This window comes from Serratia sp. SM04 (assembly GCF_040280225.1).
GTDB classification, from domain to species: Bacteria; Pseudomonadota; Gammaproteobacteria; order Enterobacterales; family Enterobacteriaceae; genus Serratia; species Serratia sarumanii.
The window spans coordinates 294387-316997 of the sequence record NZ_JBEOQT010000021.1 but is presented as its reverse complement, the minus strand read 5'-3'; the positions used below and the strand labels follow the sequence as shown (position 1 = coordinate 316997).

The window sequence follows — 22611 nt, the reverse complement described above, 5'->3', positions numbered from 1 at the left end:
TACCGTATAGACAAAACAAAAAGGGGCCGCAGCCCCTTTTCGATTAGTTAACGCTGGTTTTACTGAAGGCAGACTGGAATGCCGCCACCAGTGCGTCGTTTTTCGACTGGGTCAGCGGTTTGCCTTTCGGATCGATGAATTGCAGGCTGGTGCGGTTGTTGAGATCGCCGACCTGCAGCTTGTAATCCCCTTCCGCCAGTTCAGGATCCTTGACGCCCAACGCATCCCAATCGCTGCTGCTCAGGGACTTGTAGGTCACGGCGACGGTGCCCTGCGGACGGCTGCGGTCACCCACTTTCATCCCCAGTTTTTCGAGCGCCGGCGGCAGGCGATCCCACACCACGGTGTACGGGCCGCGCACCACCAGCATCGGCAGGCCGGTGTCATCGGCGCCGCTCTGCACGTCCAGCGCGCCGAAGCGGCTGGCGGTCTGGCTGCTCGCCAGGTTGTCCTGCTTGTCCAGGCCTTCGATCAGGGTGTTGATCATCATGCCGTTGTAGCGCTGGATTTCAGACTGATCGGTCACCTGTTCGGTCTTGCCCTGCTGCTGCAGGCCAACGCTTTTCACCACCAGCGCCTGCTGGTAGCCCTGTTGCTGCACGCTGATCTGATAACGGCCTTCGTACTGGTTGTCTTCGTCCAGACGGTTCCACTTCACCCAGTCGGTGGTCAGGGTCTGACCGGCGTCCTGGCGCGAAGCGATCGCGATGTTCTTCGCCTGCAGCAGGCTGACCACGCGCGACCACAGGTTCTGGTTCTGCGGGCTGTTTTCCAGCAGCAGCGTGCCGCTGTCGCCGGCGTATTGCGCGCGAGAACCGCTCAGCAGCGCCAACGGCTGCACTGGCGGACGAATGTCCAACTGCTTGCCGACGTTGCCTTGCAGCGTCGTGGCGGGAACGTCATAGTTGCCGCTCTGCACCGGCAGGATCATGCCGGACGGCGCGTTCAGCGCCTTGAGCGGAGCCGCGTCGAGGTAGGCCTCGTCGCCGCTGACCTGGCGCTTGTAGCGCTGATCGCTGCTGCAGGCCGCCAGCATCATCACCAAAGAGATGCCCACTACTTTTGCTACCGTCGACTTTTGCAATGAATAAGCCATCAAATTTCCCTTAGAGTTACAGCAAACCGACGCTTTTCAGCGCGCGCTCCACCACCGGGCGGGCGGCTTCGCTCAACGGCGTCATCGGCAGACGCAGCGTATCGGTTGCCATCAATCCCAACGCCTTACAGGCCCACTTCACCGGAATTGGGTTTGCTTCTACAAATAGATCCTGATGCAACGGCATCAAGCGCTGATTTAAGCGGCGCGCGTCGGCAAACTTGCCCTGCGCCGCCAGCGCGCAAAGTTCCGCCATCTCGCGCGCGGCCACGTTGGCCGTCACGGAAATCACCCCTTTGCCGCCCAGTTGCATGAAGTCCAGCCCGCTGGCGTCGTCGCCGCTCAGCAAAATGAAGTCTTCATCGTCAACCAGCACTTGGATCTGACTAACGCGACTTAAGTTCCCCGTCGCTTCTTTTACAGCAACAATATTCTTGATTTTCGCCAGCCGAGCGATGGTCGGCGGCAGCATGTCGCAGCCGGTGCGCGAAGGCACGTTGTACAGGATCTGCGGCAGCTCGGTGCTCTCGGCGATCGCCTTGAAGTGCTGATACAGCCCTTCCTGCGTCGGCTTATTGTAGTACGGCGTGACCGTCAGGCAGCCCACCACGCCGGTGTTGGCGAAGCGGGTGGTTAGCGCGATGGCTTCGGCGGTGGCGTTGGCGCCGGTGCCGGCGATCACCGGAATGCGGCCGTCGGCCAGCTCCAGCGTCTGCAGCACCACGTCAACGTGCTCGTCATGGGCAAGCGTTGCGGACTCGCCGGTGGTCCCTACGGAAACGATCGCCGCGGTGCCACTGGCTACATGATAATCGATCAATTTTTTCAGGCTCGCGCGATCGACAGCACCTTTGTCGTCCATCGGCGTAACCAGTGCAACAATACTTCCCGTAAACATTGGCCGTCCCCTCCACAAACAAGTCACTCATGGTACTTTTGCTGCCTATCCAAAAGCAAGCGCACAACCGCGTTGTAAGCGCTTGGCAGGCGGTTTTTTTTATGTTTACCATGGTAACCCCATTAAGCACGACAGGAAGCGCTATTTTGCCTCAGTCAGACGAACACTATCTCGTGATTACCGCGCTCGGCGCCGACCGCCCCGGAATCGTCAATACCATCACCCGCCACGTCAGCAGTTGCGGATGCAATATCGAAGATAGCCGTCTGGCCATGCTGGGAGAGGAGTTCACGTTCATCATGCTGCTGTCCGGCAGTTGGAACGCCATCACCCTGATCGAATCCACCCTGCCGCAAAAAGGCGCGGAGCTGGATCTGCTGATCGTGATGAAGCGCACAAACTCGCACGAAAGGCCGCCGATGCCGGCCACGGTGTGGGTGCAGGTGGAAGTGAAGGACTCGCCGCACATCATCGAACGCTTTACCGATTTGTTCGACTCCAGCCAGATGAATATCGCCGAACTGGTCTCGCGCACGCAGCCGGCGGACGGCGACCTGCCGCCGCAGCTGTATATCCAAATTACCGCCCACAGCTCCGGCGATCGGGACGCCTCAAATATTGAGCAAGCCTTCCATCGCCTATGTACAGAATTGAACGCGCAAGGCAGTATTAGCGTGGTGAACTATCCACAGCATGACGAGAAAGATGGAGAGTAGTGATGAGCCCATTGAAAGCCGGTGACACAGCGCCGAAATTTAGTTTGCCTGACCAGGACGGTGAGGAAATTAATTTGGCCGACTTCCAGGGACAGCGAGTATTGGTCTATTTCTATCCGAAGGCGATGACGCCGGGCTGCACCGTGCAAGCCTGCGGCCTGCGGGACAACATGGACGAATTAAAAAAGGTCGGCGTCGAAGTGCTGGGCATCAGCACCGACAAACCGGAAAAACTGTCGCGCTTCGCCGAAAAGGAGCTGCTCAACTTCACGCTGTTGTCTGATGAAGATCATCAGGTGTCACAACAGTTTGGCGTGTGGGGCGAGAAAACCTTCATGGGCAAGACCTACGACGGCATTCACCGCATCAGCTTCCTGATCGATGCCAACGGCAAGATTGAAAAAGTGTTTGATGATTTCAAAACCACCAATCACCACGACATCGTTCTGAACTACCTGCAGCAGTAATTCTCACGAAGCGCAGCGGCCTGCTGCGCTTCGTTTCTTCCCTGTCAGTCGGCCTTGTCTTCCACCTCGACCCGCAGTTCATCCGGCCAGGCGTGAATCACCGCCTTCACCAGCGTCGCCAGCGGAATGGCGAAAAACACCCCCCAAAAGCCCCACATCCCGCCGAACACGATCACAGAAAGGATAATCACCAGCGGGTGCAGGTTGACCGCTTCGGAGAACAGGATCGGCACCAGCAGGTTGCCGTCCAGCCCCTGCACCACCAGATAAGCGACGATCAGCGTCCAGAAATCGGCGCCGACGCCCCACTGGAACAGCGCCACCACCACCACCGGTATGGTGACCAGCACCGCGCCGATGTAGGGGATCAGCACCGAGAAGCCCACCAGCACCGCCAGCAGCAGCGAATAGCGCATGTCCAGCACGGCGAACACCAGGTAGGTCGCCACGCCGACAATCACCATCTCCAGCACCTTGCCGCGAATATAGTTGGTGATCTGCTGATTCATCTCGTTCCAGACCTGCCCCGCCAGGCCGCGATTGCGCGGCAGCACGCGGCGCACCGCGTTCAGCAGCTGCTCTTTGTCTTTCAGCAGGAAGAACATCATCATCGGCACCAGGATCAGGTAGATAGCCAACGTCAGCAGGCCGACCAGCGACGCCAGCGAGAATTTCACCACCGACTCGCCCATGCCGGACAGCCGGCTGCGCAGGTTTTCCGCCATCATGTCGATGATGCCGGCATCCACCAGCGCCGGGTAACGCTTCGGCAGCGTCGCGGCGAAGTTATAGAACTGGTTGAGCATGCCCGGCAGATCGCTCATCAGATTGATGCCCTGTTGCCAGGCGGTTGGCGCGACGACGAACACCAGCAGCATGGCGACGCCCGCGAACACCAGCAGCATGATGCTCGCCGCCCAGGTGCGCGAACAGCCGATGCGCTGCAGGCGCGCGGTCGGCCACTCCAGCAGATAGGCCAGCACGATGGCGACCAGCAACGGGGTCAGAATGCCGTGCAGAAAATAGAGAATGAGGAAGCCGGCAACCAGGATCACCAGCAGCGCGATAGCCTGCGGATCGGTGAAGCGGCGGCGGTACCACTGTAATAACATCTCCAGCATCAGAGCGGGCTCCTCGAGGTTTGACGGGCGGGCATGGCGATTCCTGTGATGGGCGTGATTAAAGCATAGATAGAACGGGCGCACGCGAGGTGTGCAAAGCACTCAGAGTACTCAAAGTTCGCCATACATCAACCGCAATTTGGCTGATTTTATCGCGTGGGCAGGCGATCGGCGCAAAAATCCGCAGACGCGGCGACAGGCGCGGTGAGCGGCCCCGAACGGGGCCGCGGAAGATTACAGCGAGGTACCGATAGAAAGGGGCGAACCGACCGCCAATGCGAACAACAGCACACAGCCAATCGCGATCGCCGCCGCCAGATCATTTTTCATTTTCCCATCCCCTGATGCTTAAACTGATTATCGTCACGAACTCTGTCGGTTCTTGCGTTGCGGCCTTTTCTGATGCACGTCATTAAAAACCCCCGCCGCAGCGGGGGAGAAAACGTTCTGGTGCATCAAGTGTTACAAGGAGGTCATGAGGGATTGCTAACCCTAAATGACTATTTCAAGCTAGGATTATTCCCAGAGCATGGCAAGCGATCGCGTCGAGGTTATCCGCACTTTGAGATAAACCTCATAAAAAAATCCCGCACGGCAGCGGGATGAAGGGATGATAACGTCATGAATTTTTTATGCGGACAATGAGGCGGTATTGTCGTCATTTGGCGACAATACCGCGCCGGCACGGCGGTCACAAGGGAAATTTGGCCACGGTGAGGAAATCAGAATTTCGCCACTGCACGCGATCGTGGGCCCGCCAGCATCAACGAAAAAATGAGATTTTCGTCAGACAGCCGCCGGGCAAAAACCGGTAGCATGGCCGATATCATCCCAAACGCCGTAGGGGAAAAAAGATGAACAGCAAACCGTGTGAATTTGATGAAGCCATCTGTCTGGCGATCGGGCGTGGCGTTTGCGAAGTCGTGAAGATAGGGGATGAAATCAGCGTTTTCTCCCTGCTGGAAGCCATCGAGAGCTTCATCGAACGACAGGCGCTCAGCGAAAGCGAAATCGCGGCGGCGGACGACGCGCTGGATCTGATCAGCGTGCTCACCCATCGGTCATAGTGAAAAACGATCCCCCGGTGACGAAGAAACCGACGGCCCATCACATGTGGGCCGCCGTCGTTTCTGTATCGCTTAGAAGTCGTAAGTTACCGACGCTTTCAGCGTTCTCGCCTGTCCCTGGAAGACGTAAGTGCCATTGCTTTCTACGCCGGACCAATACTTCTCGTTCGTGACGTTGTCCAACCCCACACGCCATACCAGCGTATTTTGATCCTCATTCAAACGCATGCGATAGCGAAGGCCGAGATCCAGGGTCGTGAAACTATCGAGCTTTTTGGTATTGGCGGAGTCGGCATATTGCGAACCGGTATGCCTCACTTTCGCCGTCGCCGTCAGGCCATCGACCGGCCTGATATCGTATTCCGCCCCCAGCACCGCGTAGAAGTGCGCTACGCCGATAGCGTCTTTGCCATCGTTACGGCCGCCCTGGGTTTTGGTCAGCTCGGGCGAAAGCCAGGTAGCGCTGCCGTTAAGGCGCAGGCCGAAGGCCGGTTCGCCAAATACATTCAACTCCACGCCGCGGTTACGTTGCTCGCCGTTCAACGTGTAGTAGTTGTTGCTGTCGATCATGGTGGCCGGCTTTTTGATTTCAAACAGCGCCAACGAGCCGCCCACGCGTTCGAAATCAACTTTCACGCCCACTTCATTTTGCTTGGAACGGGCGATACCGGTACTCTGCCCGAAGTTAGCCGCCTCTTTCGGCGCAATGCCGCCAGGCTGCAACGCCTCGGTATGGTTGGCATAAAGCGACACCGTTTCCCACGGCTTGTAGACCAGCCCGAACGTCGGCATCCAGCGGCTTTGCGTATAACGGGAGGCGGTATCCTCCAGGCCGGTGGCGTTGCTGTAATTACGCACCACCACTTTCTGATGGCGCGCCGCCGCCGTTAACAACACCCGGTCGCCGAAAAAGCCCAACGTATCGCTGAACAACCAGCCCTGCGTCCGGTTGCGCGCCGTGGTCAGCGGATCGCTGTAGTTGCCGCCGAAATAGGCATTGTCCGGTATTGCGACATCATGGTTATCGTAGATATTGGTCGTCGGATTGTTGGCAGACATGCGCCACGCGGTTTTGTCGCGTTTAATCTGCGCGGAATAGCCGACGTTGACCCGATGCGAAACCGCCCAGGTCGTGAACTTGCCCTCAAGCCCCGCCATGCCGCTGAAAGCGTCGATAATGCGGTTGGTGTCCAGGCGCCCAACCGTGGCGTCGCCGTTGGCGTTGATGAGTTTCGGTGCGCTGTAAACACCGGTTTCATGGCCGTGCTGCGCGCCCAAGCCGGCATAGGCCTTCCAGTCGCGGGTTAAATCATATTCCGCTTTCGCCATGCCGAATTCGTTCTCGATATCGCTGTAGCCCCACTGCTGACTGTAATTTTTACGGGTGTCAGGCACCGCGGGTATCACATCGATGCCGCTGATGTTGACCCCCATCGTTCCCCCATGGAAAGTCTTTTTCTGATAACCGAAGTCCAACGATGAACGGAAACGATCGCCGCGATAGTCCAGCCCAACCGATGCCAGCGTCGTGCGCCGCTTATCATCCTCAACCGCCGTTTCACCCTCACGGTGCACCAGGTTGACGCGAGCGCCAAACTGGTTGTCGTCACCAAAACGGCGGCCCAGATCCAGCGTGCCGCCCACCTGAGAATCGGAGGTGTAGTCGAGGCCGATCTGGGTGGTCGGCGTTTCTTCCGCCCGCTTCGGTTCAAGATTGATCATGCCGCCAACGCCGCTGGAAGCCAGGCCGTTCAATAGGGCGTTCGCCCCTTTGAAGATCTCCACCCGCTCCAGCATCTGGGTATCCATCACCTGGCGCGGCACCACGCCCGGCAGCCCGCCCATCGTCATGTCGTCGCCGTCCAGTTGGAAACCGCGGATACGATAGGTTTCGGCGAAGTTACCGTACCCTTGCACCGCCTGTACACCCGCGTCGTTGCTGACCACGTCGGCGATGGTCTTCGCCTGCTGATCCTGTACCAGCTTCGCGGTATAACCTATGACGTTGAACGGAACGTCCATCGCTTTCTGTTCGCCCAACATTCCCAGGCGGCCGCCGTGGGCGACCTGTCCATCCAGGTAGGCGGGAACCAAATCATTGCCGCCGGAGTTGAAATCGCCGTGTTTTTCGGCCCGGACAACCAGGGTGTCCTCCTGGTTTTTCTTGGCGCCGCCGTCTGCGGCCAGCGCCCCCTGGCTCAGCGCGCCAATAGTCAGCGCCAGCAGCGTTTTACGTAAAGGGAAATTCGTTGTACTGGTGTTGTGCATAATTCACTCATGAATGAGGATAAAAGTTAAATGGCCCGTCGCCGGGCCGATGGGGCTTATTTATTCAACGCGATGCGAACCACGCTGTCCGGCCCCTGAGTGGAATGATCTTTGTTAAACGGCTGTTTGACCGTAACGAACAATGTCTGGCCGTCTGCCGACAGCAGCAAGCTGTTTGGATTCGGCGGCAGCGGCCAGCGCTGTTTCACCGCATAGGTCGTCGCATCCAGGCTCAGCACATTGCCGGATTCACGCTGCGAGATGTAAATTTCGTTGCGCCGTGGATTGAAAACGACAGCCAAAGAGTCGCCCACATCAAGCCGCTTCAATAACTTCCCGGTGTGAATATCCAAGACCAGCGTGGTCTTCGCCTTGGAGTTGTCGGTGACGAACAAACGACCGGTAGCCTCGTCCTCCGCCATATTGAGCAGCAGTGCGGGTTGGTCTCCCAACGGTTTCCAGCGTTTTTCGATGCGGTTGGAACGCGGGTTGATCACCAGGATCTCGCCGCTGCCATTGGCGGCATACACGCGTTGGGTCTGTTCGGAGTAATGCAGGCCGGTCATCCATTTGCCGGTATTTTTAATGCGCGTTTTCAGCTTGAGCGATTCAGCGTCAACCACCCAAATTTGCGCCGGGTCGGCCACCGCCCCCACATACAGCGTGTTGTCGTGAGCCAGAATTTGGCGCGCACCATACGGCAACCCTTTCTCATTGCGTTCGCTGAACAGCAAACGCCCTTTTACCTTACCGTCGGCGGCGCCGATTGCGCTGATGCCGCCGTCCAGCGAATTGCTGACATAAAGGGTTTTCCCATCCGCAGCGGCCTGCATGGCGAAATTTTTCAGATCGGTATGCGTCGTGCCAAGGGTTTTCAGGGTCTTGGCGTCCAGCTTATAGACCACGCCACCCTGTACATCTTTAAAACTTTCGGCACTGGCGACGTACAGCGCATCTCCCCCTGGCGTCAGCGCCATTTCATACAAGCCATAAGCCAGTTGGCGTTTGACGATGCTGTCGGATTGCGCCGCTTGCGCCAGAGGTTGCACGGCAGGGGAAGAGGAAGAGGTTTGGTGCGGCGTGCAGCCGCTGAGCGCCATCCCCGTCAGCAGGGCGAGCACAGAGGTTTTCATTTTCATCGGGGAAATCCTTGACCATTCAAAACGGTGTTTACGGCGGGCTCTGCAGTTTAGTTTTGAGCTTTCTCATCACGAGAAATGAGCGCCACCGCGCGTCTCAGTGTTTCCCTGTGAATCAACTATCACGCTAATGCAGGCTAATAACTCCTTCGTGCGCCCGCGAACAACAAAGAGAATGAGAAACATACTCATTATTATTTACGCAATCAAGCGTAATTATTTTCCTTCCTTCTCTAAAAGTCATGGCGACATCTCGTATTATCAAAACCAATCCGCCAGCTATCGATCCCGGTGCCGTGCATGGTTATCTCGCCTTACACCGTCGATAAACGGCCTCACCCTGCGTACAGGCACTTAACAACGAACGAACAGACAACAGGAGAAGCCCCCTCATGACAACCCCTGCCCCACGGGAGTGGCAGCGTGCGGACTATCTCGTCAGCACCGATCCCGCTCTGCTGGATCTCGATGCCATCCATGCATTTCTGACCCGTTCGTCATGGGCGGAGGGCATTGACAAAGAGACCGTCCGCCAGTCCCTCGCCCACAGCCTGTGCTTCGGTTTGTATCACGGCGCCAGGCAAATCGGTTTCGCCCGGCTGGTTACCGATTACGCCACTTTCGGCTATCTGTGCGACGTGTACGTGCTGGAAACGTACCAAAAAAGCGGGCTGGGTCTGTGGCTGGCGGAATGCTGCCAGGCCCATCCGCTGATGGCGACGCTGCGGCGAGTCATGCTGGTCACCAGCACCGCCCCCTGGCTCTATGAAAAAGTGGGCTATAGCGCCATCAACCGCCCCGACTTTGTCTGGCAGATCGCCCGGCCGGACATCTACCGACGATAGGTGTTTTCGCTGACCAGGCGCTATTTCAGCGCCTGCTCGGCCAGCAGCCCGAGGGCGATGACGATCATCGCCGCGCCGGAGATGCGCCCCACCACCTTCGCGGCCTGTGGGCGCGTGCGCAGTACCGACTGCGATCCGAATCCCACCAGCAGATACACCAGGCCGCAGCTGATCAAATGCACAACGCCCAACGCCAGCATCTGCATCGGCACCGACCATTCGGCCCGCGCGTCGGTAAACTGCGGCAGCAGCGCCAAAAACAGCAGAAACACCTTGGGGTTCAGGCCGCTGACGCACACGCCCTTGCCGGCCCAGCGCAGCCAGGAATCGGAACGCTGATCTTCACCGGCGCCGGGCACCGGCGGGTGCAGCAGCATGTTGCAACCGATCCACAAGAGGTAAGCCGCCCCCAGCAAGGTAAGCGCCGTCAGCGCCAGCGGGTTGCCGACCAGCAGCGCGCCGACGCCCGCCACCACGATCGCAATCATCAACAAATGGCCAAACAATAAACCGGCGACGGCGGGCACCACCACCCGGCCGCGAATGCCCGCCGAGATCACATAGGCCCAATCCATACCCGGCGTGATCACCAACAAAATCGATACCGCCCAAAAAGCGGCGAACAGAGCGAGCGTCATACCGCCGCCCTCTCAAACGCGCTGCGCCACACTGAACAGAGAACCATTGCGCTTTCCTCGTGGAAGAAGAACGGCCCCGCCTGCCGCGGCGGCCGTCAAAACCGTTCAACAGATGGCAAGAATATCCTCAAGGGATTAAAATGTGCTTTCAATTACTTGCCTGAAATCGGCATAAGAGGGGAAATTCTTCTAAATGGATAAGATTGATCGCAAGATTCTTGCTGAACTGCAGGCCGACGGCCGTTTGTCGGTGACCGAGCTGGCCGAGCGGATCGGGTTGAGCGTATCCCCCTGCCACCGCCGGGTGCGAGCGTTAGAGGAATCCGGGGTGATCAGAGGTTACCGCGCCCAGCTCGATCCCGGCAGCCTGGGCTATAACTTTTCCGCCCTGGTGTTCGTCACCATGCGCGAAGGCGATCGCCGCGCCGTTGAAACCTTCGAAAACGCCATGATGGACATTCCCCAGGTGGTGCAGGCGCAGCGGCTGTTCGGCGATCCCGACTACCTGCTGCACGTGATCGCCCGCGATCTGCCCGCCTTTCAACAGCTTTACGACGAGAAACTCTCCGCTCTGCCGGGCGTGCAGCGCCTGAGCTCCACGCTGGTGATGAAGACCGTGGTGCCGGAGCGTTCATTCCTGCCGCTGGGAAAATGACGATGGGAGCGTTGCCGCTCCCGTTTTGACTTCTTTAAGGCACAATCACGAAATCCGGATTGGCGATGGCGAACAGCGCCTCGCGATCCGCCGCCGGTGGATAAATCCACTGCGTGTTGATCTCCTGCTTAATCTTTTTGCCTTCCTGACGGGTAAAACGCACCTGGCGATCCCAGCCTTCGGTATACAGCGCGCCCCAGGGCCCCAGATCCAGACAGGTCACATACTTCGGCTGGCTGTACGGGTGCGTCGGCAATCCCGCCAGCTCCGCCGCCGCATTGTGGCCGGCCACGCGGCCAAGGCTCATCGCATGCTGGCAGGTCATCAGGTTGTGGTTGCCGAGATCGTCGGTCGCCGCCTTCACCGTATCCCCGGTCACGAAAATGCCCGCCGCCGCCGGCGCGCGCAGGAAGGCGTCGCCGATCACCCGGCCGCTGCCGTCGCGCTCGCCGGGGATCTGCTCGGTCAGCGGATGCGCCCGCACGCCCGCCGCCAGGATCACCGTGTTGGCGGCGATGCGCTCACCGTTCGACAGCATCACCCCCTCGGCGTCGATGGCCGAGACGCGCAGACCGGCCCGCGCTTCCACGCCGCACTCCGCCAGCGCCTGGCGTATCACCGCCCCCGGCTCCGCCCCCATCCCGGCGCCCACTTCCGGCGCGGTATCGACGATCACCACGCGCACGTTCTCGTCTTTGCCCAGCGCATCCCGCAGCCGCTGCGGCATCTCCGCCGCGCTCTCCAGCCCGGTCAGCCCCGCGCCCACCACCACGGCGGTGTTGCGCGCCGGCGTCGACGGTTTGGCCGCCAGCGCTTTAATATGGGCATCCAAACGCTGCGCGCTTTCCAGCGTATCGACGTTGAAACCGTATTCGGCAAAGCCCGGCACCGCAGGCACGGAGAGCCGACTGCCGGTGGCCCACACCAAGCGGTCGTAGACCAGCTCAAGGGATTCCCCCGTCGCCTGCGCCACCGTGAGCGTTTTGGCGGCGGCGTCGATGCGTTCTACCGTCCCGGCCAGGTGGCGCACGCCGACGGCGGCGAGCTGCGCGGAAATGTCCGGGTTCATGTTTTCCAGCACCGCTTCATACAGGCGCGGCCGGATGGTGACCGTTGGCGTCGGCGAAACCATGAGCACCTCGATCTCGTCATGCTTACCGGCGATGTTAATGGCGCGCATGGCGGACACGGCGGCCCAAAAACCGGCAAAACCGGAACCGGCAATCACTATTTTCTGCGTCATGGGATGACTCCTTCATACAGGGTTAACCGGGCGATAAGGCTGCCCGCAAGTTTTCGGATGAACGATGCCGTTCCGCTCCCGTAACAGGGTGCAGAAGGCCCGCCCGCCCCTTCCGAAGAGGCGGGAAAAAGTGTGTTTTGCTTTAAGGAAAGGCGGTGGTTAGGTCTTGGCGCGCGCCGTTTTGCCGCTGCGCGCGGTGCGTTCCGTCATGCGCTCGTCGAGCCAGAGGTTGACCTCACCGAAGAAGCCCTGCGGCGCCTTGCGGCCAAAGCGGGCCGCGACGGCGCCGAGGGTCTGCGCCGCCAGCGCGTCGCGCATCGCTTTCTCCGCCTGCAGCATCACCGCGTGGATGGCACATTTGCCGGAAACCGCCCAATCCGGCGGGGAATCGTCGAACACCGCGCAGCGCCCGCGCACCTCCTGGCAATCGAACAGCGGCTTGTGCCCTTCGATGGCGTCGATGATCTCCAGGAAGCTGATCTCGTCCGCCGGGCGCGCCAGACGATAACCGCCGCGCACCCCTTCACTGGCGGCGACGATCCCTGCCTTTTCCAGCTTGGGGAAAATCTTGGCCAGAAAGCTGGGGGAGATGCCTTGCAGCTCGGCGAGTTCGCGGCTGCTGAGCGCGCGCTGGTTATCGCCGACCAGCCACAGCAGGCAGTGGATGCCATATTCAACGCTGGTTGTGATGTACGCCATGTGTCCGTTTTCGACCGTCAATGAATCTTCAATAACGCAGACTATATGAGTCTGCGTTTCTCTTGTCAATAAAACACGGACAAAGTTGATCCGTGTTTTATTCGGAATGCATGCCGCCAGCGACGAAAAAACGCCCTTCAAAATGAAAAATAAAACTTTTTTGCCCGATCCGCGCCCGGCTAACGTTTCCTTGTCGCCTGCGGCTGACTATGATGTGATGGGTGCCGCCGCCGCGGTTTGTGAGCCGCCGCACTTTCGCGCGGATTGCGCCGCGGGAATAAAGAACTCTTGTCTGCTGCTGACGTCTTAGAAATGATTATTTAAGGGAAACGCCTGACTATGACCAACCGGTTGACCAAAACCGCGTTAGCGGTGCTGCTGCTCGGCACGCTGAACGCCACCGCCCTGGCGCCAGCACAGGCGGAAAGCCAGGATCAGTTGCCGGATATGGGCACCTCCGCCGGCGGCACCCTGAGCATCGGACAAGAGCTGGCGATGGGCGATTTCTACGTGCGCCAACTGCGCGCCAGCGCCCCGCTGATCAACGATCCGCTGCTGAGCCAGTACATCAACCAGTTGGGCAACCGGCTGGTGGCCAGCGCCTATTCGGTGCGCACGCCGTTCCATTTCTATCTGGTGCGCAACGACGAGATCAACGCCTTCGCCTTCTTCGGCGGCAACGTGGTGCTGCACTCCGCGCTGCTGCGCGTCAGCGACAACGAAAGCCAGCTGGCTTCGGTGCTGGCACACGAAATCTCGCACGTCACCCAGCGCCACCTGGCGCGCGCAATGGAAGATCAGCAGCGCAACGCCCCGCTGACCTGGGTGGGCGCGCTCGGCTCCATCCTGCTGGCGATGGCCAACCCGACTATGGGCATGGCGGCGCTGAGCGGCACCCTGGCCGGCACCCAGCAGGGCATGATCAGCTTTACCCAGTCGAACGAACAGGAAGCCGACCGCATCGGCATTCAGGTGCTGCAGCGCGCCGGATTCGATCCGGAAGCGATGCCCGACTTCCTGCAGAAGCTCTCGGATCAGTCGCGCTACGCCTCCAAACCGCCGGAAATGCTGCTGACGCACCCGTTGCCGGACAGCCGCCTTTCCGACGCGCGCAACCGCGCCAACCAGATGCCGAAACACATCGTGCAGTCTTCGCAGGATTACCTGATGGCCAAGGTGCGCGCACTGGGCATGTACAGTTCGGAGGGCTATGGCCTGAACGAAGAGCTGCTCGGCTCGCTCAGCAAGGGCAATGTGCGCGAACAGGCGGCCGCCAAATACGGCCGCGCCATCCTGTTCTATGAAGCGAAAAAATACGACGACGCACGCAACATCATTCAACCGATGCTGGCGCAGGATGCGAAAAACGTCTGGCTGATCGACCTGATGACCGACATCGATCTCGGCCAGAAACGCGCGCCGCAGGCCATCGCCCGGCTGCAGGCGGCCAACGCCGCCCAGAGCAACAACCCGGTGCTGCAGCTCAACCTGGCCAACGCCTATGTCGAAGGCAACCAGCCGGCGCAGGCCTCGAAGATCCTGAACCGCTACACCTTTGCCCATCCGGACGATCCGAACGGCTGGGATCTGCTGGCGCAGGCCAGCGCCGCCCAAGGGCTGCGCGATGAAGAACTGTCGGCCCGCGCCGAAAGCCTGGCGCTGACCGGCCGCCTCGATCAGGCCATCGGCCTGCTCAGCAATGCCAGCTCGCTGCAGAAACTCGGCAGCCTGAAACAGGCGCGCTACGATGCGCGCATCGACCAGCTGCGCCAACTGCAACAGCGCTTCCGCCAATACCAGCGCAGCTGATGCAACAAGGAATGAACGCCATGAAAAACGTCACGATTTACCACAACCCGCGCTGCTCCAAGAGCCGTGAAACCCTGGCGCTGCTGGAACAGCACGGCGTCGATCCCAAGGTGGTGCTGTACCTTGAAACGCCCCCGTCGGCCGATGAGCTGAAAAAGCTGTTGAAGGAACTGGGCTTCACATCGGCGCGCGATCTGATGCGCAAGAAAGAAGACCTGTACAAGGAATTGAAGCTGGCGGACGACAGCCTGAGCGAAGAACAGCTGCTGGCGGCGATGACGGCGAACCCGAAACTGATCGAACGCCCGATCGTGGTGAAAGGCAGCAAGGCGCGCATCGGCCGGCCGCCGGAGCAGGTGCTGGAGATTTTGTAAACGGTCAACCCGCCTCTTATTGAGCCGTAACATACCAATAGCCCTGAACAGGGCTATTTTTAATTGTTTGTTATATAAATACTTTTCATCATCCTCAACTTCTCCTGTTGCTATGCTGCACAAATGCCGAGCCTCACGGCAAGACAGGCGTTGACAACCGTCAACACCCCACCTACCCTAATCGCATCACTGGACGAGCGATGAAAAAACACCCAGACAAGCATATCCAGGCGGCATTAGCTTACGCCCTTTCTCAGGGATGGCATTTTCGCCCCAGCAAAGGGCACGCATTTGGGCGACTGCATTGCGCCTTTGCCGGACATCAAGAACATATGATGAGCATCTGGAGCACGCCGAAAAATCCAGAGGTACATGCCAAACAGATTCGGCGCAAAGTCGATCACTGCCTGGCGCTGTCGCAGAAAAAATAACCGGAGAATCACCATGACGCTCTTTCATTTCTCATTGACGCTAGATGGAGTGACCGCCGATACCACCGGGTTGGAGGATGCGCTGCATGCAGCGGGATGCGATGACGCGCTGATCTGTTTCTACGGTAAAACCGTCTACCTGGAGTTCGATCGAGAAAGCGATAACTTTGCGCACGCGATTTGCAGCGCCATCAGTGATATTGAGTCTGCAAATATTGGCGCCAAGGTGATATCGGTAGACTCCAGCCTGGTGGGATTAAGCGATATTGCCGAGCTCACTGAACTGTCGCGTCAGGCGATCGCGATGCTAAAAGACGGGACTCGCGGCCCCGGCGGCTTCCCTTCCCCCATTCAACGGCTCGGCGGCACCTCACCGTTATGGCGCTGGGCTGACGTGGCGGCCTGGTTGGCGCAACAGGGGAAAATCGACCCACGGCTTGCAGACAATGCGCAGTGTCTGGAACATATCAATCTCGCTTTGCAACTGCGAAGCGATCGGCAACGTCAGCAGGTTGAGCACTACAGCTCCCTGCTGGAACATGCAGAAAAACAGGTTTGATGGCTCGCTACAGCCCCAGGATCTCTTTAACGAACGGGATGGTCAGCTTGCGCTGGGCGGTGATCGAGGCGCGATCGAGTTGATCGAGGGTCATAAACAGCGTGCGCATCTCGCGATCCAGCCGTTTCAACAGGAAGCGGCCCACGTCTTCCGGCAGCTCGAAGCCGCGCAGTTTGCCGCGCAGCTGCAGCGCCAGCAGTTTCTCTTCGTCCGACAGCGGCTGCAGCTTGTAGATCTGCCCCCAGTCCAGGCGCGAAGCCAGATCCGGCAAACGCAGGTTCAGCTGGCGCGGCGGGCGATCTCCGGTGATGAACAAACGGGTGCGGCCGGTTTCCAGAATGCGGTTGTAGAGGTTGAAGATCGCCATCTCCCACTCTTCGTCGCCGGCGATGCATTCAATATTGTCGATGCAAACCAGCGCCAACTGCTCCATGCCGTCCAACACTTCAGGCACGAAGTAGGCGCGCTTGTCGAGCGGCACATAGCCCACCGCCTCGCCCTTCTGCGAAAGCTCGGCACAGGCCGCATGCAGCAGATGGCTGCGCCCGCCGCCTTCACGCGACCAAAAATAGATATAGCTGCCATGTTCCTGACGGACGGCGGATTGGATCGCGGCTAATAGGGATGGGTTCTCGCCCGGATAAAAACTGGCGAAAGTTTCATCATCGGGAAGATAAAGTGGCAGTGAAAGCTGTGCCGGCGTATTCAGAGAAGCACCTCAACCAAAACTGGCAGAAAAACGTAGGCAGTTTAACACAGAAAACGGGCGCTGTTGAACCGGCAGGATCTTATGCCGCAATAGTGAGCAATGCCTAAGCGCCGCTTGATCGGCTGCGGTGTCCGCCAAGGCAAGAATTGTCCGATATCATTCCCTAACTCCATGCCTGCGCAGGTTAAATTTGTAATTTAAGTAAAATCTGACCTAGTATAGGTAGGCTAAATGCAATCACCATCAACAAGGTTTCTGCAAGGATATAGACGATGAAAGTATGGAATAAAGTGCTGTTGGCCTCCTTTATCGGGTTGTTGGTTGCCGGCTGTGATGACTCGTCCAAGGTTGACGCCAACCTGGATAAAGCCAAAGACAGCGCCGAGCAGATGAAAGACGCCGCCCAGAAAAAAGCGGACGATCTGACGGACAAAGCGAAAGCAACGGCGGATGAAATCAAAAAAGAGGCCGCCACCCAGGCTGACCAGCTGAAAGACAAAGCCTCGGCGATTAAAGATGAAGCTGCCAAACAGGCGGACGCCATCACCAACGACGCCAAGGCCAAGGCCGCCGCGATCAAGGATGACGCAGGCAAACAAAGCCAGCAGCTGGTGGATCAGGCCAAGGCCATCAAAAACGACGCCATCAACGGCGCTAACGATCTGACCGAGCAGGCCAAGGCGAAGACCGAAGCCATCAAGAACAGCGCCGAAAACAAAGCGCAAGAGTTGAAACAAGAGACCGATGCGGCGGTGAACGGCAATACGCAGCCGGCCACCCAGCAGTAAGCTATTCTCAGCCACAAAAGAAAGGAGCAGTAAATGGGGATTATTTCCTGGATTATTTTCGGCCTGATCGCCGGTATTTTGGCTAAGTGGATCATGCCCGGCAAAGACGGCGGCGGCTTTATCCTGACCATCGTGCTGGGGATCATCGGCGCCGTGGTCGGCGGCTATATCAGCACCTTCTTCGGCTACGGCAAGGTTGACGGCTTCAACTTCGGCAGCTTTGTGGTGGCGGTCATCGGCGCTATCGTGGTGCTGTTCGTGTACCGCAAAATTCGCAGCTAATATGATATTGGGGGGGCTGAGGCTCCCCCTTTTTCACTATTTGACCATGCGTCCGTCATTAAGAATGAACGCAGTTCTACCGTCCCAAAACTCAGCAATAAAAATATCTTTCGGCTCTATACCGTGTTCACGGATAGTTTGGCTCAACCACTCCTCATCTTTATTAATCTCCTGCAGCTCATAAGGCCTGGCCCTGCCATTTTTCATAATGATAATCGAAGGCAGCTCATTTCCCTCACATACCGCGGTGATCTGACCGCCCGGCTCAATTTGCGCATAGACAATCTCCTGAAAGGCGTGAATCCCCTGCGCATGCAGCTGTGAGGAAACGTTCAAGATGTCGATTTTATTTTTCTTGGCTAAAATATTTTCCATCAAAAAGCGGCCGTTTTTTATAATTGGTATCGGGTTGCCGATAGTGACCGAACGAAAGAAGTTGCAGTGTTTACTGATTGCATTCAACAGAGAAATTAGCCCTACCCCGATAAGCAGTACAACGACATACTGGTACAAGGGGATGCTGTCGCTATAGATAACGCCCCCAATAATGCCCCCGAGCACAAAGTTGCCGATAAAATCCACAGGGGTCATTTGCGATAGCTGGGTCTTTCCGGACAAGTTCAAGTGGGTGATAACAATGACAAAGCCAATAACAAATTTGAGCAAAATATATCCGTAGTACTCCATATCCTTTTCCTTTTAATCGATGTTGTTAATGCTATCAGCTACTTTATCCCAACGGATGTAAAGGCAGAAATACGAGTAAAAAGGGCAGCCCCTGGGCTGCCCTTTTCGTTACTTCTGCTCCGCCGGTTCGTCCGGCGCGTCGAGCACCTCTTCTTCCTTGCGGAACAGGCTGATGACCTTGAACAGCAGGCTCAGGCCGATACCCACGATGGTCGCCAGCGCCATGCCTTTCAGCTCCGCCGCGCCGATATGCACCTTGGCGCCGCTCACGCCGATGATCAGGATCACCGAGGTCAAAATCAGGTTTTGCGCTTTGTTGTAATCCACTTTGGACTCGATCAGCACGCGAATGCCCGAGGCGCCGATCACGCCGTACAGCAGCAGGGAAACGCCGCCCATCACCGGCACCGGCACCGCCTGGATCGCCGCCGCCAGCTTACCGATGCAGGACAGCAGGATCGCCAACACCGCCGCGCCACCGATCACCCAGGTGCTGTAGACCTTGGTGATGGCCATCACGCCGATGTTCTCACCGTAGGTGGTGTTCGGCGTAGAGCCGAAGAAGCCGGAGAACACCGTCGAAATGCCGTTGGCGAACATCGAGCGGTGCAGCCCGGGATCGCGGATCAGATCTTTCTTCACGATGTTGGCGGTCACCACCAGGTGGCCGACGTGCTCGGCGATCACCACCAGCGCCGCCGGCAGAATGGTGAAGATGGCGAACCACTCAAAGCGCGGAGTGTAGAAGGTCGGCAGCGCGAACCAGTGCGCCTCGCGAATCGGAGTCAAATCCACCACGCCCATGAAGAACGACAGCGCATAGCCCACCAGCACGCCGATCAGGATCGGGATAATCGCCAGGAAGCCGCGGAACAGCACCGAGCCGAGCACCGTGACCGCCAGCGTCACCAGCGAAATGGTGATGGTGGTCGAATCGGCGCTGGTGCCTTCCGCCGGCAGCAGCCCCGCCATGTTGGCCGCCACGCCCGCCAACTCCAGCCCGATGACGGCGACGATCGCCCCCATCGCCGCCGGCGGGAACATCACGTCCAGCCAGCCGGTGCCGGCCTTTTTCACAATCAGCGCCACCAGGCAGAACAGCACGCCGCACATGATGAAACCGCCCAACGCCACTTCGTAACCGAGCGGCAACAGCAGCAGCACCGGCGAGATAAACGCGAAGCTGGAACCGAGGTAGGCCGGGATCTTGCCTTTACAGATGAACAGATACAGCAGCGTGCCGATGCCGTTGAACAGCAGCACGGTCGCCGGGTTGATCTTGAACAGGATAGGCACCAGCACGGTGGCGCCGAACATGGCGAACAGGTGCTGGAAGCTGAGCGGAATGGTCTGGAGCAGCGGCGGGCGCTCGCTGACGCCGATGGCGCGACGGGTCATGTGTGCTTTTCCTCGGTTTATTGGTTTTATAGGTTTTAGTCAAAAAAAAGCCGACTCGTTAAGTCGGCTCAAATGTTTACTTGGTACCAAATATCTTGTCGCCCGCATCGCCCAGGCCAGGCACGATGTAGCCCTTGTCGTTCAGGCACTGATCGATGGAGGCGGTGTACAGCTCAACGTCCGGGTGCGCTTTCTCCAGCGCGGCGATGCCTTCCGGCGCCGCCACCAGAACCAGCACCTTGATGCTGTGGCAGCCGGCTTTCTTCAGCAGATCGATAGTGGCGATCATCGAACCGCCGGTGGCCAGCATCGGGTCGACGACCAGCGCCATGCGCTCTTCGATGTTGGAAACCAGCTTCTGGAAGTACGGCACCGGCTCCAGGGTTTCTTCGTCGCGGTATACGCCCACCACGCTGATGCGCGCGCTCGGCACATGCTCCAGTACCCCTTCCATCATGCCCAGGCCTGCGCGCAGGATCGGCACTACGGTAATCTTTTTCCCTTTGATCTGATCCACTTCAACTGGCCCGCACCAGCCTTCGATGGTGACTTTTTCCGTCTCCAGATCGGCGGTCGCTTCATAGGTCAGTAAACTACCCACTTCTGAGGCCAGCTCACGGAAGCGTTTGGTGCTGATGTCATTTTCGCGCATCAGGCCAAGCTTGTGTTTTACCAGCGGGTGTTTCACCTCAACGATCTTCATCATTTTTCTCCTATTAAGGTGGTTGCGGCCAAAAAAATCGCGGGATTATACCTCCTTTTTTTCGCCGCGCCACCCACCATAGCCCGATCGGGATCAACAAAAGTTTGAATATCAGTATAGATGACGAAAAAGCGGAGCCGGTTCACAAGCCGCTCGCAAACGTTTGCCTGCGCTGTTAGAATTGCCGCGCCTTATTCCGGAATCAACATCGGAAGCACAGTTTTCAAACCGCAAACCGTCGTGGGGAATCGCGCAGTGACCGACAAAACCTCTCTCAGCTATAAAGACGCAGGTGTCGATATCGATGCTGGCAACGCATTGGTAGACCGCATCAAAGGTGTAGTTAAACAGACCCGTCGCCCGGAAGTGATGGGCGGTCTGGGCGGGTTTGGCGCCCTGTGTGCGTTGCCGCAGAAATACCGCGAGCCGGTGCTGGTTTCCGGTACCGACGGCGTGGGCACCAAGCTGCGTCTGGCGATGGATCTGAAACGCCACGACACCATCGGCATCGATCTGGTGGCGATGTGCGTCAACGATCTGGTGGTTCAGGGCGCCGAGCCGCTGTTCTTCCTCGACTACTACGCCACCGGCAAGCTGGATGTGGACACCGCGGCCAGCGTGATCACCGGCATCGCCGAAGGCTGCAAACAGTCCGGCTGTGCGCTGGTGGGCGGCGAAACCGCTGAAATGCCGGGCATGTACCACGGCGAAGATTACGACGTGGCCGGTTTCTGCGTCGGCGTGGTCGAAAAATCCGAGATCATCGACGGCAGCAAAGTGCAGTCCGGCGACGCGCTGATCGCCCTGGGCGCTTCCGGCCCGCACTCCAACGGCTACTCGCTGGTGCGCAAAATCCTGGAAGTGAGCAACACCGATCCGACCGCCACCCAGCTGGAAGGCAAACCGCTGGCCGACCACCTGCTGGCGCCGACCAAGATTTACGTGAAGTCCGTGCTGGAGCTGATCGAGAAGGCGGACGTACACGCCATCGCTCACCTCACCGGCGGCGGCTTCTGGGAAAACATTCCACGCGTGCTGCCGGAAGGCATGCAGGCGGTGATCGACGAAGCCAGCTGGCAGTGGCCGGCGGTGTTCACCTGGCTGCAGCAGGCCGGCAACGTCAGCCGCCATGAAATGTACCGCACCTTCAACTGCGGCGTAGGCATGGTCATCGCCCTGCCGGAAGCCGAAGTGGAAGCGGCCATCGCGCTGCTGACCGCGGCAGGTGAAAAAGCGTGGAAAATCGGTAAACTGACCGCCTCTTCCGACGAACAACAAGTGGTCATCAACTGATGAAAAAGATCGTGGTGTTGGTCTCCGGCCAGGGGAGCAATCTCCAGGCGCTGATTGACGCCTGCCAGCAGGGCCGCATCGCCGCCGAGATCGTGGCGGTGTTCAGCAACAAGGCGCAGGCTTATGGCCTGCAACGCGCCGAGGCGGCGGGCATCGCCACCCAGGCGCTGGATGCCAAGGCCTATGCCGATCGCACGGCGTTCGACGCCGCGTTGGCGGACGCCATCGACCAGCACCAGCCCGATCTGGTGGTGCTGGCCGGCTACATGCGCATCCTCAGCCCGCAGTTCGTGCAGCGTTATGCCGGCCGCATGCTGAACATTCACCCTTCCCTGCTGCCGAAATACCCGGGGCTGCATACTCACCGTCAGGCCATCGACAACGGCGACAGCGAACACGGCACCTCGGTGCACTTCGTGACCGAACAGCTCGACGGCGGCCCGGTGATTTTGCAGGCCAAGGTGCCGATTTTCGCTGACGACGAAGAGGATGACGTGGTTGAACGGGTGCAAACCCAGGAACACACGATCTATCCGCTGGTGGTGAGCTGGTTCGTCGACGGCCGCCTGGCGATGCGCGATGGCGCCGCCTGGCTGGACGGCGAACGCCTGCCTGAGCAGGGCCACGCCGCCGACTGATGCGCGCAGCCTGAACCTTGCCTAAACGGCGCCCACGCGGCGCCGTTTTTTTTCGCCTTCATCCATTCTGTGAAGTTATACTTTGCAC

At 58.7% G+C, this 22611-nt stretch carries 25 protein-coding genes; 13 read left to right on the top strand and 12 right to left on the bottom strand.

What is annotated here, in order from left to right:
• Nucleotides 1-43: 43 nt before the first annotated feature.
• Both bamC and dapA read right to left on the bottom strand, forming a co-directional pair.
• Nucleotides 44-1096, bottom strand: a complete 1053-nt coding sequence (bamC, locus tag ABTW55_RS15935) for an outer membrane protein assembly factor BamC (RefSeq protein ID WP_033648812.1) — start codon at nt 1094-1096, stop codon at nt 44-46.
• Nucleotides 1097-1112: 16 nt separating this feature from the next.
• Entirely contained in the window at nt 1113-1994 is an 882-nt protein-coding gene (dapA, locus tag ABTW55_RS15930; protein ID WP_043147806.1) for a 4-hydroxy-tetrahydrodipicolinate synthase, read from the bottom strand.
• 110 nt (nt 1995-2104) lie between these two features.
• Here dapA and ABTW55_RS15925 point away from each other — a divergent pair, with 110 nt between their 5' ends.
• Together ABTW55_RS15925 and bcp are read left to right on the top strand one after the other, a co-directional pair.
• Nucleotides 2105-2710: a glycine cleavage system transcriptional repressor gene (locus ABTW55_RS15925; RefSeq protein WP_369783268.1), complete on the top strand. Its 606-nt coding sequence runs from the start codon at nt 2105-2107 to the stop codon at nt 2708-2710.
• A 2-nt stretch (nt 2711-2712) separates the two neighbouring features.
• A complete protein-coding gene (gene bcp / locus ABTW55_RS15920) occupies nt 2713-3177 on the top strand; it encodes a thioredoxin-dependent thiol peroxidase (protein ID WP_015378709.1) in 465 nt (154 codons plus the stop codon).
• Nucleotides 3178-3221: 44 nt separating this feature from the next.
• Here the strand turns inward: bcp and ABTW55_RS15915 are convergent, their stop codons facing one another.
• A complete protein-coding gene (locus ABTW55_RS15915) occupies nt 3222-4298 on the bottom strand; it encodes an AI-2E family transporter (RefSeq protein WP_004941690.1) in 1077 nt (358 codons plus the stop codon).
• An 854-nt stretch (nt 4299-5152) separates the two neighbouring features.
• Between ABTW55_RS15915 and ABTW55_RS15910 the strand changes: the two genes are divergently transcribed.
• The gene (locus tag ABTW55_RS15910; protein WP_033648813.1) at nt 5153-5365 is read left to right on the top strand and encodes a hypothetical protein; all 213 of its coding nucleotides are present in this window, start codon (nt 5153-5155) and stop codon (nt 5363-5365) included.
• A gap of 72 nt (nt 5366-5437) precedes the next feature.
• On the opposite strand, the gene ABTW55_RS15905 is transcribed toward ABTW55_RS15910, so the two are convergent.
• Together ABTW55_RS15905 and ABTW55_RS15900 are read right to left on the bottom strand one after the other, a co-directional pair.
• Nucleotides 5438-7633 carry a TonB-dependent siderophore receptor gene (locus ABTW55_RS15905; protein ID WP_033654586.1) on the bottom strand — a complete coding sequence of 732 codons (2196 nt, stop codon included), beginning with the start codon at nt 7631-7633 and terminating at the stop codon, nt 5438-5440.
• A 56-nt stretch (nt 7634-7689) separates the two neighbouring features.
• Nucleotides 7690-8772, bottom strand: a complete 1083-nt coding sequence (locus ABTW55_RS15900) for a YncE family protein (RefSeq protein ID WP_060423107.1) — start codon at nt 8770-8772, stop codon at nt 7690-7692.
• Nucleotides 8773-9164: 392 nt separating this feature from the next.
• Here ABTW55_RS15900 and ABTW55_RS15895 point away from each other — a divergent pair, with 392 nt between their 5' ends.
• Entirely contained in the window at nt 9165-9617 is a 453-nt protein-coding gene (locus ABTW55_RS15895; RefSeq protein ID WP_033635504.1) for a GNAT family N-acetyltransferase, read from the top strand.
• Between the two features lie 20 nt (nt 9618-9637).
• On the opposite strand, the gene ABTW55_RS15890 is transcribed toward ABTW55_RS15895, so the two are convergent.
• Complete coding sequence (locus ABTW55_RS15890) at nt 9638-10255, bottom strand: LysE family translocator (protein ID WP_033635505.1); 618 nt, start codon at nt 10253-10255, stop codon at nt 9638-9640.
• Between the two features lie 193 nt (nt 10256-10448).
• Here ABTW55_RS15890 and ABTW55_RS15885 point away from each other — a divergent pair, with 193 nt between their 5' ends.
• On the top strand, nt 10449-10910 hold the full coding sequence (locus ABTW55_RS15885; protein ID WP_033635506.1) for an Lrp/AsnC family transcriptional regulator: 462 nt from the start codon (nt 10449-10451) through the stop codon (nt 10908-10910).
• Nucleotides 10911-10944: 34 nt separating this feature from the next.
• Here ABTW55_RS15885 and ABTW55_RS15880 read toward each other — a convergent pair whose 3' ends face one another.
• Nucleotides 10945-12153, bottom strand: a complete 1209-nt coding sequence (locus ABTW55_RS15880) for an NAD(P)/FAD-dependent oxidoreductase (protein ID WP_060423110.1) — start codon at nt 12151-12153, stop codon at nt 10945-10947.
• A 159-nt stretch (nt 12154-12312) separates the two neighbouring features.
• Nucleotides 12313-12852 (bottom strand): Rrf2 family transcriptional regulator, encoded by a 540-nt coding sequence (locus ABTW55_RS15875; RefSeq protein ID WP_004941666.1) that lies wholly within the window; start codon nt 12850-12852, stop codon nt 12313-12315.
• 339 nt (nt 12853-13191) lie between these two features.
• On the opposite strand from ABTW55_RS15875, the gene ABTW55_RS15870 reads away from it, so the two are divergent.
• The 4 genes from ABTW55_RS15870 to ABTW55_RS15855 all read left to right on the top strand — a co-directional run bounded on the left by ABTW55_RS15870 (nt 13192) and on the right by ABTW55_RS15855 (nt 16025).
• The gene (locus ABTW55_RS15870; protein WP_033635508.1) at nt 13192-14661 is read left to right on the top strand and encodes a M48 family metallopeptidase; all 1470 of its coding nucleotides are present in this window, start codon (nt 13192-13194) and stop codon (nt 14659-14661) included.
• Between the two features lie 20 nt (nt 14662-14681).
• The gene (gene arsC / locus ABTW55_RS15865; RefSeq protein ID WP_033648817.1) at nt 14682-15035 is read left to right on the top strand and encodes an arsenate reductase (glutaredoxin); all 354 of its coding nucleotides are present in this window, start codon (nt 14682-14684) and stop codon (nt 15033-15035) included.
• A 200-nt stretch (nt 15036-15235) separates the two neighbouring features.
• On the top strand, nt 15236-15466 hold the full coding sequence (locus tag ABTW55_RS15860) for a hypothetical protein (protein ID WP_033644019.1): 231 nt from the start codon (nt 15236-15238) through the stop codon (nt 15464-15466).
• Nucleotides 15467-15479: 13 nt separating this feature from the next.
• A complete protein-coding gene (locus ABTW55_RS15855) occupies nt 15480-16025 on the top strand; it encodes an AlpA family transcriptional regulator (RefSeq protein ID WP_041036242.1) in 546 nt (181 codons plus the stop codon).
• Between the two features lie 7 nt (nt 16026-16032).
• Here ABTW55_RS15855 and hda read toward each other — a convergent pair whose 3' ends face one another.
• Nucleotides 16033-16734 (bottom strand): DnaA inactivator Hda, encoded by a 702-nt coding sequence (gene hda / locus ABTW55_RS15850; protein ID WP_025159568.1) that lies wholly within the window; start codon nt 16732-16734, stop codon nt 16033-16035.
• 272 nt (nt 16735-17006) lie between these two features.
• On the opposite strand from hda, the gene ABTW55_RS15845 reads away from it, so the two are divergent.
• Both ABTW55_RS15845 and ABTW55_RS15840 read left to right on the top strand, forming a co-directional pair.
• Nucleotides 17007-17522, top strand: coding sequence for a hypothetical protein (locus ABTW55_RS15845; protein WP_019452428.1), 516 nt, complete (start codon nt 17007-17009; stop codon nt 17520-17522).
• 33 nt (nt 17523-17555) lie between these two features.
• Complete coding sequence (locus tag ABTW55_RS15840; protein ID WP_033635514.1) at nt 17556-17804, top strand: GlsB/YeaQ/YmgE family stress response membrane protein; 249 nt, start codon at nt 17556-17558, stop codon at nt 17802-17804.
• Nucleotides 17805-17840: 36 nt separating this feature from the next.
• Here ABTW55_RS15840 and ABTW55_RS15835 read toward each other — a convergent pair whose 3' ends face one another.
• The 3 genes from ABTW55_RS15835 to upp form a co-directional block, all read right to left on the bottom strand.
• A complete protein-coding gene (locus tag ABTW55_RS15835) occupies nt 17841-18491 on the bottom strand; it encodes a DUF421 domain-containing protein (protein ID WP_033648818.1) in 651 nt (216 codons plus the stop codon).
• Nucleotides 18492-18599: 108 nt separating this feature from the next.
• Nucleotides 18600-19889 carry a uracil permease gene (uraA, locus tag ABTW55_RS15830; RefSeq protein WP_021504398.1) on the bottom strand — a complete coding sequence of 430 codons (1290 nt, stop codon included), beginning with the start codon at nt 19887-19889 and terminating at the stop codon, nt 18600-18602.
• A 76-nt stretch (nt 19890-19965) separates the two neighbouring features.
• The gene (gene upp, locus ABTW55_RS15825; RefSeq protein ID WP_004941642.1) at nt 19966-20592 is read right to left on the bottom strand and encodes a uracil phosphoribosyltransferase; all 627 of its coding nucleotides are present in this window, start codon (nt 20590-20592) and stop codon (nt 19966-19968) included.
• 255 nt (nt 20593-20847) lie between these two features.
• On the opposite strand from upp, the gene purM reads away from it, so the two are divergent.
• On the top strand, nt 20848-21885 hold the full coding sequence (gene purM / locus ABTW55_RS15820) for a phosphoribosylformylglycinamidine cyclo-ligase (protein ID WP_025303843.1): 1038 nt from the start codon (nt 20848-20850) through the stop codon (nt 21883-21885).
• The gene (gene purN / locus ABTW55_RS15815; RefSeq protein WP_049194849.1) at nt 21885-22523 is read left to right on the top strand and encodes a phosphoribosylglycinamide formyltransferase; all 639 of its coding nucleotides are present in this window, start codon (nt 21885-21887) and stop codon (nt 22521-22523) included. Before purM ends, purN begins: the two co-directional genes overlap by 1 nt.
• Nucleotides 22524-22611 lie beyond the last annotated feature (88 nt).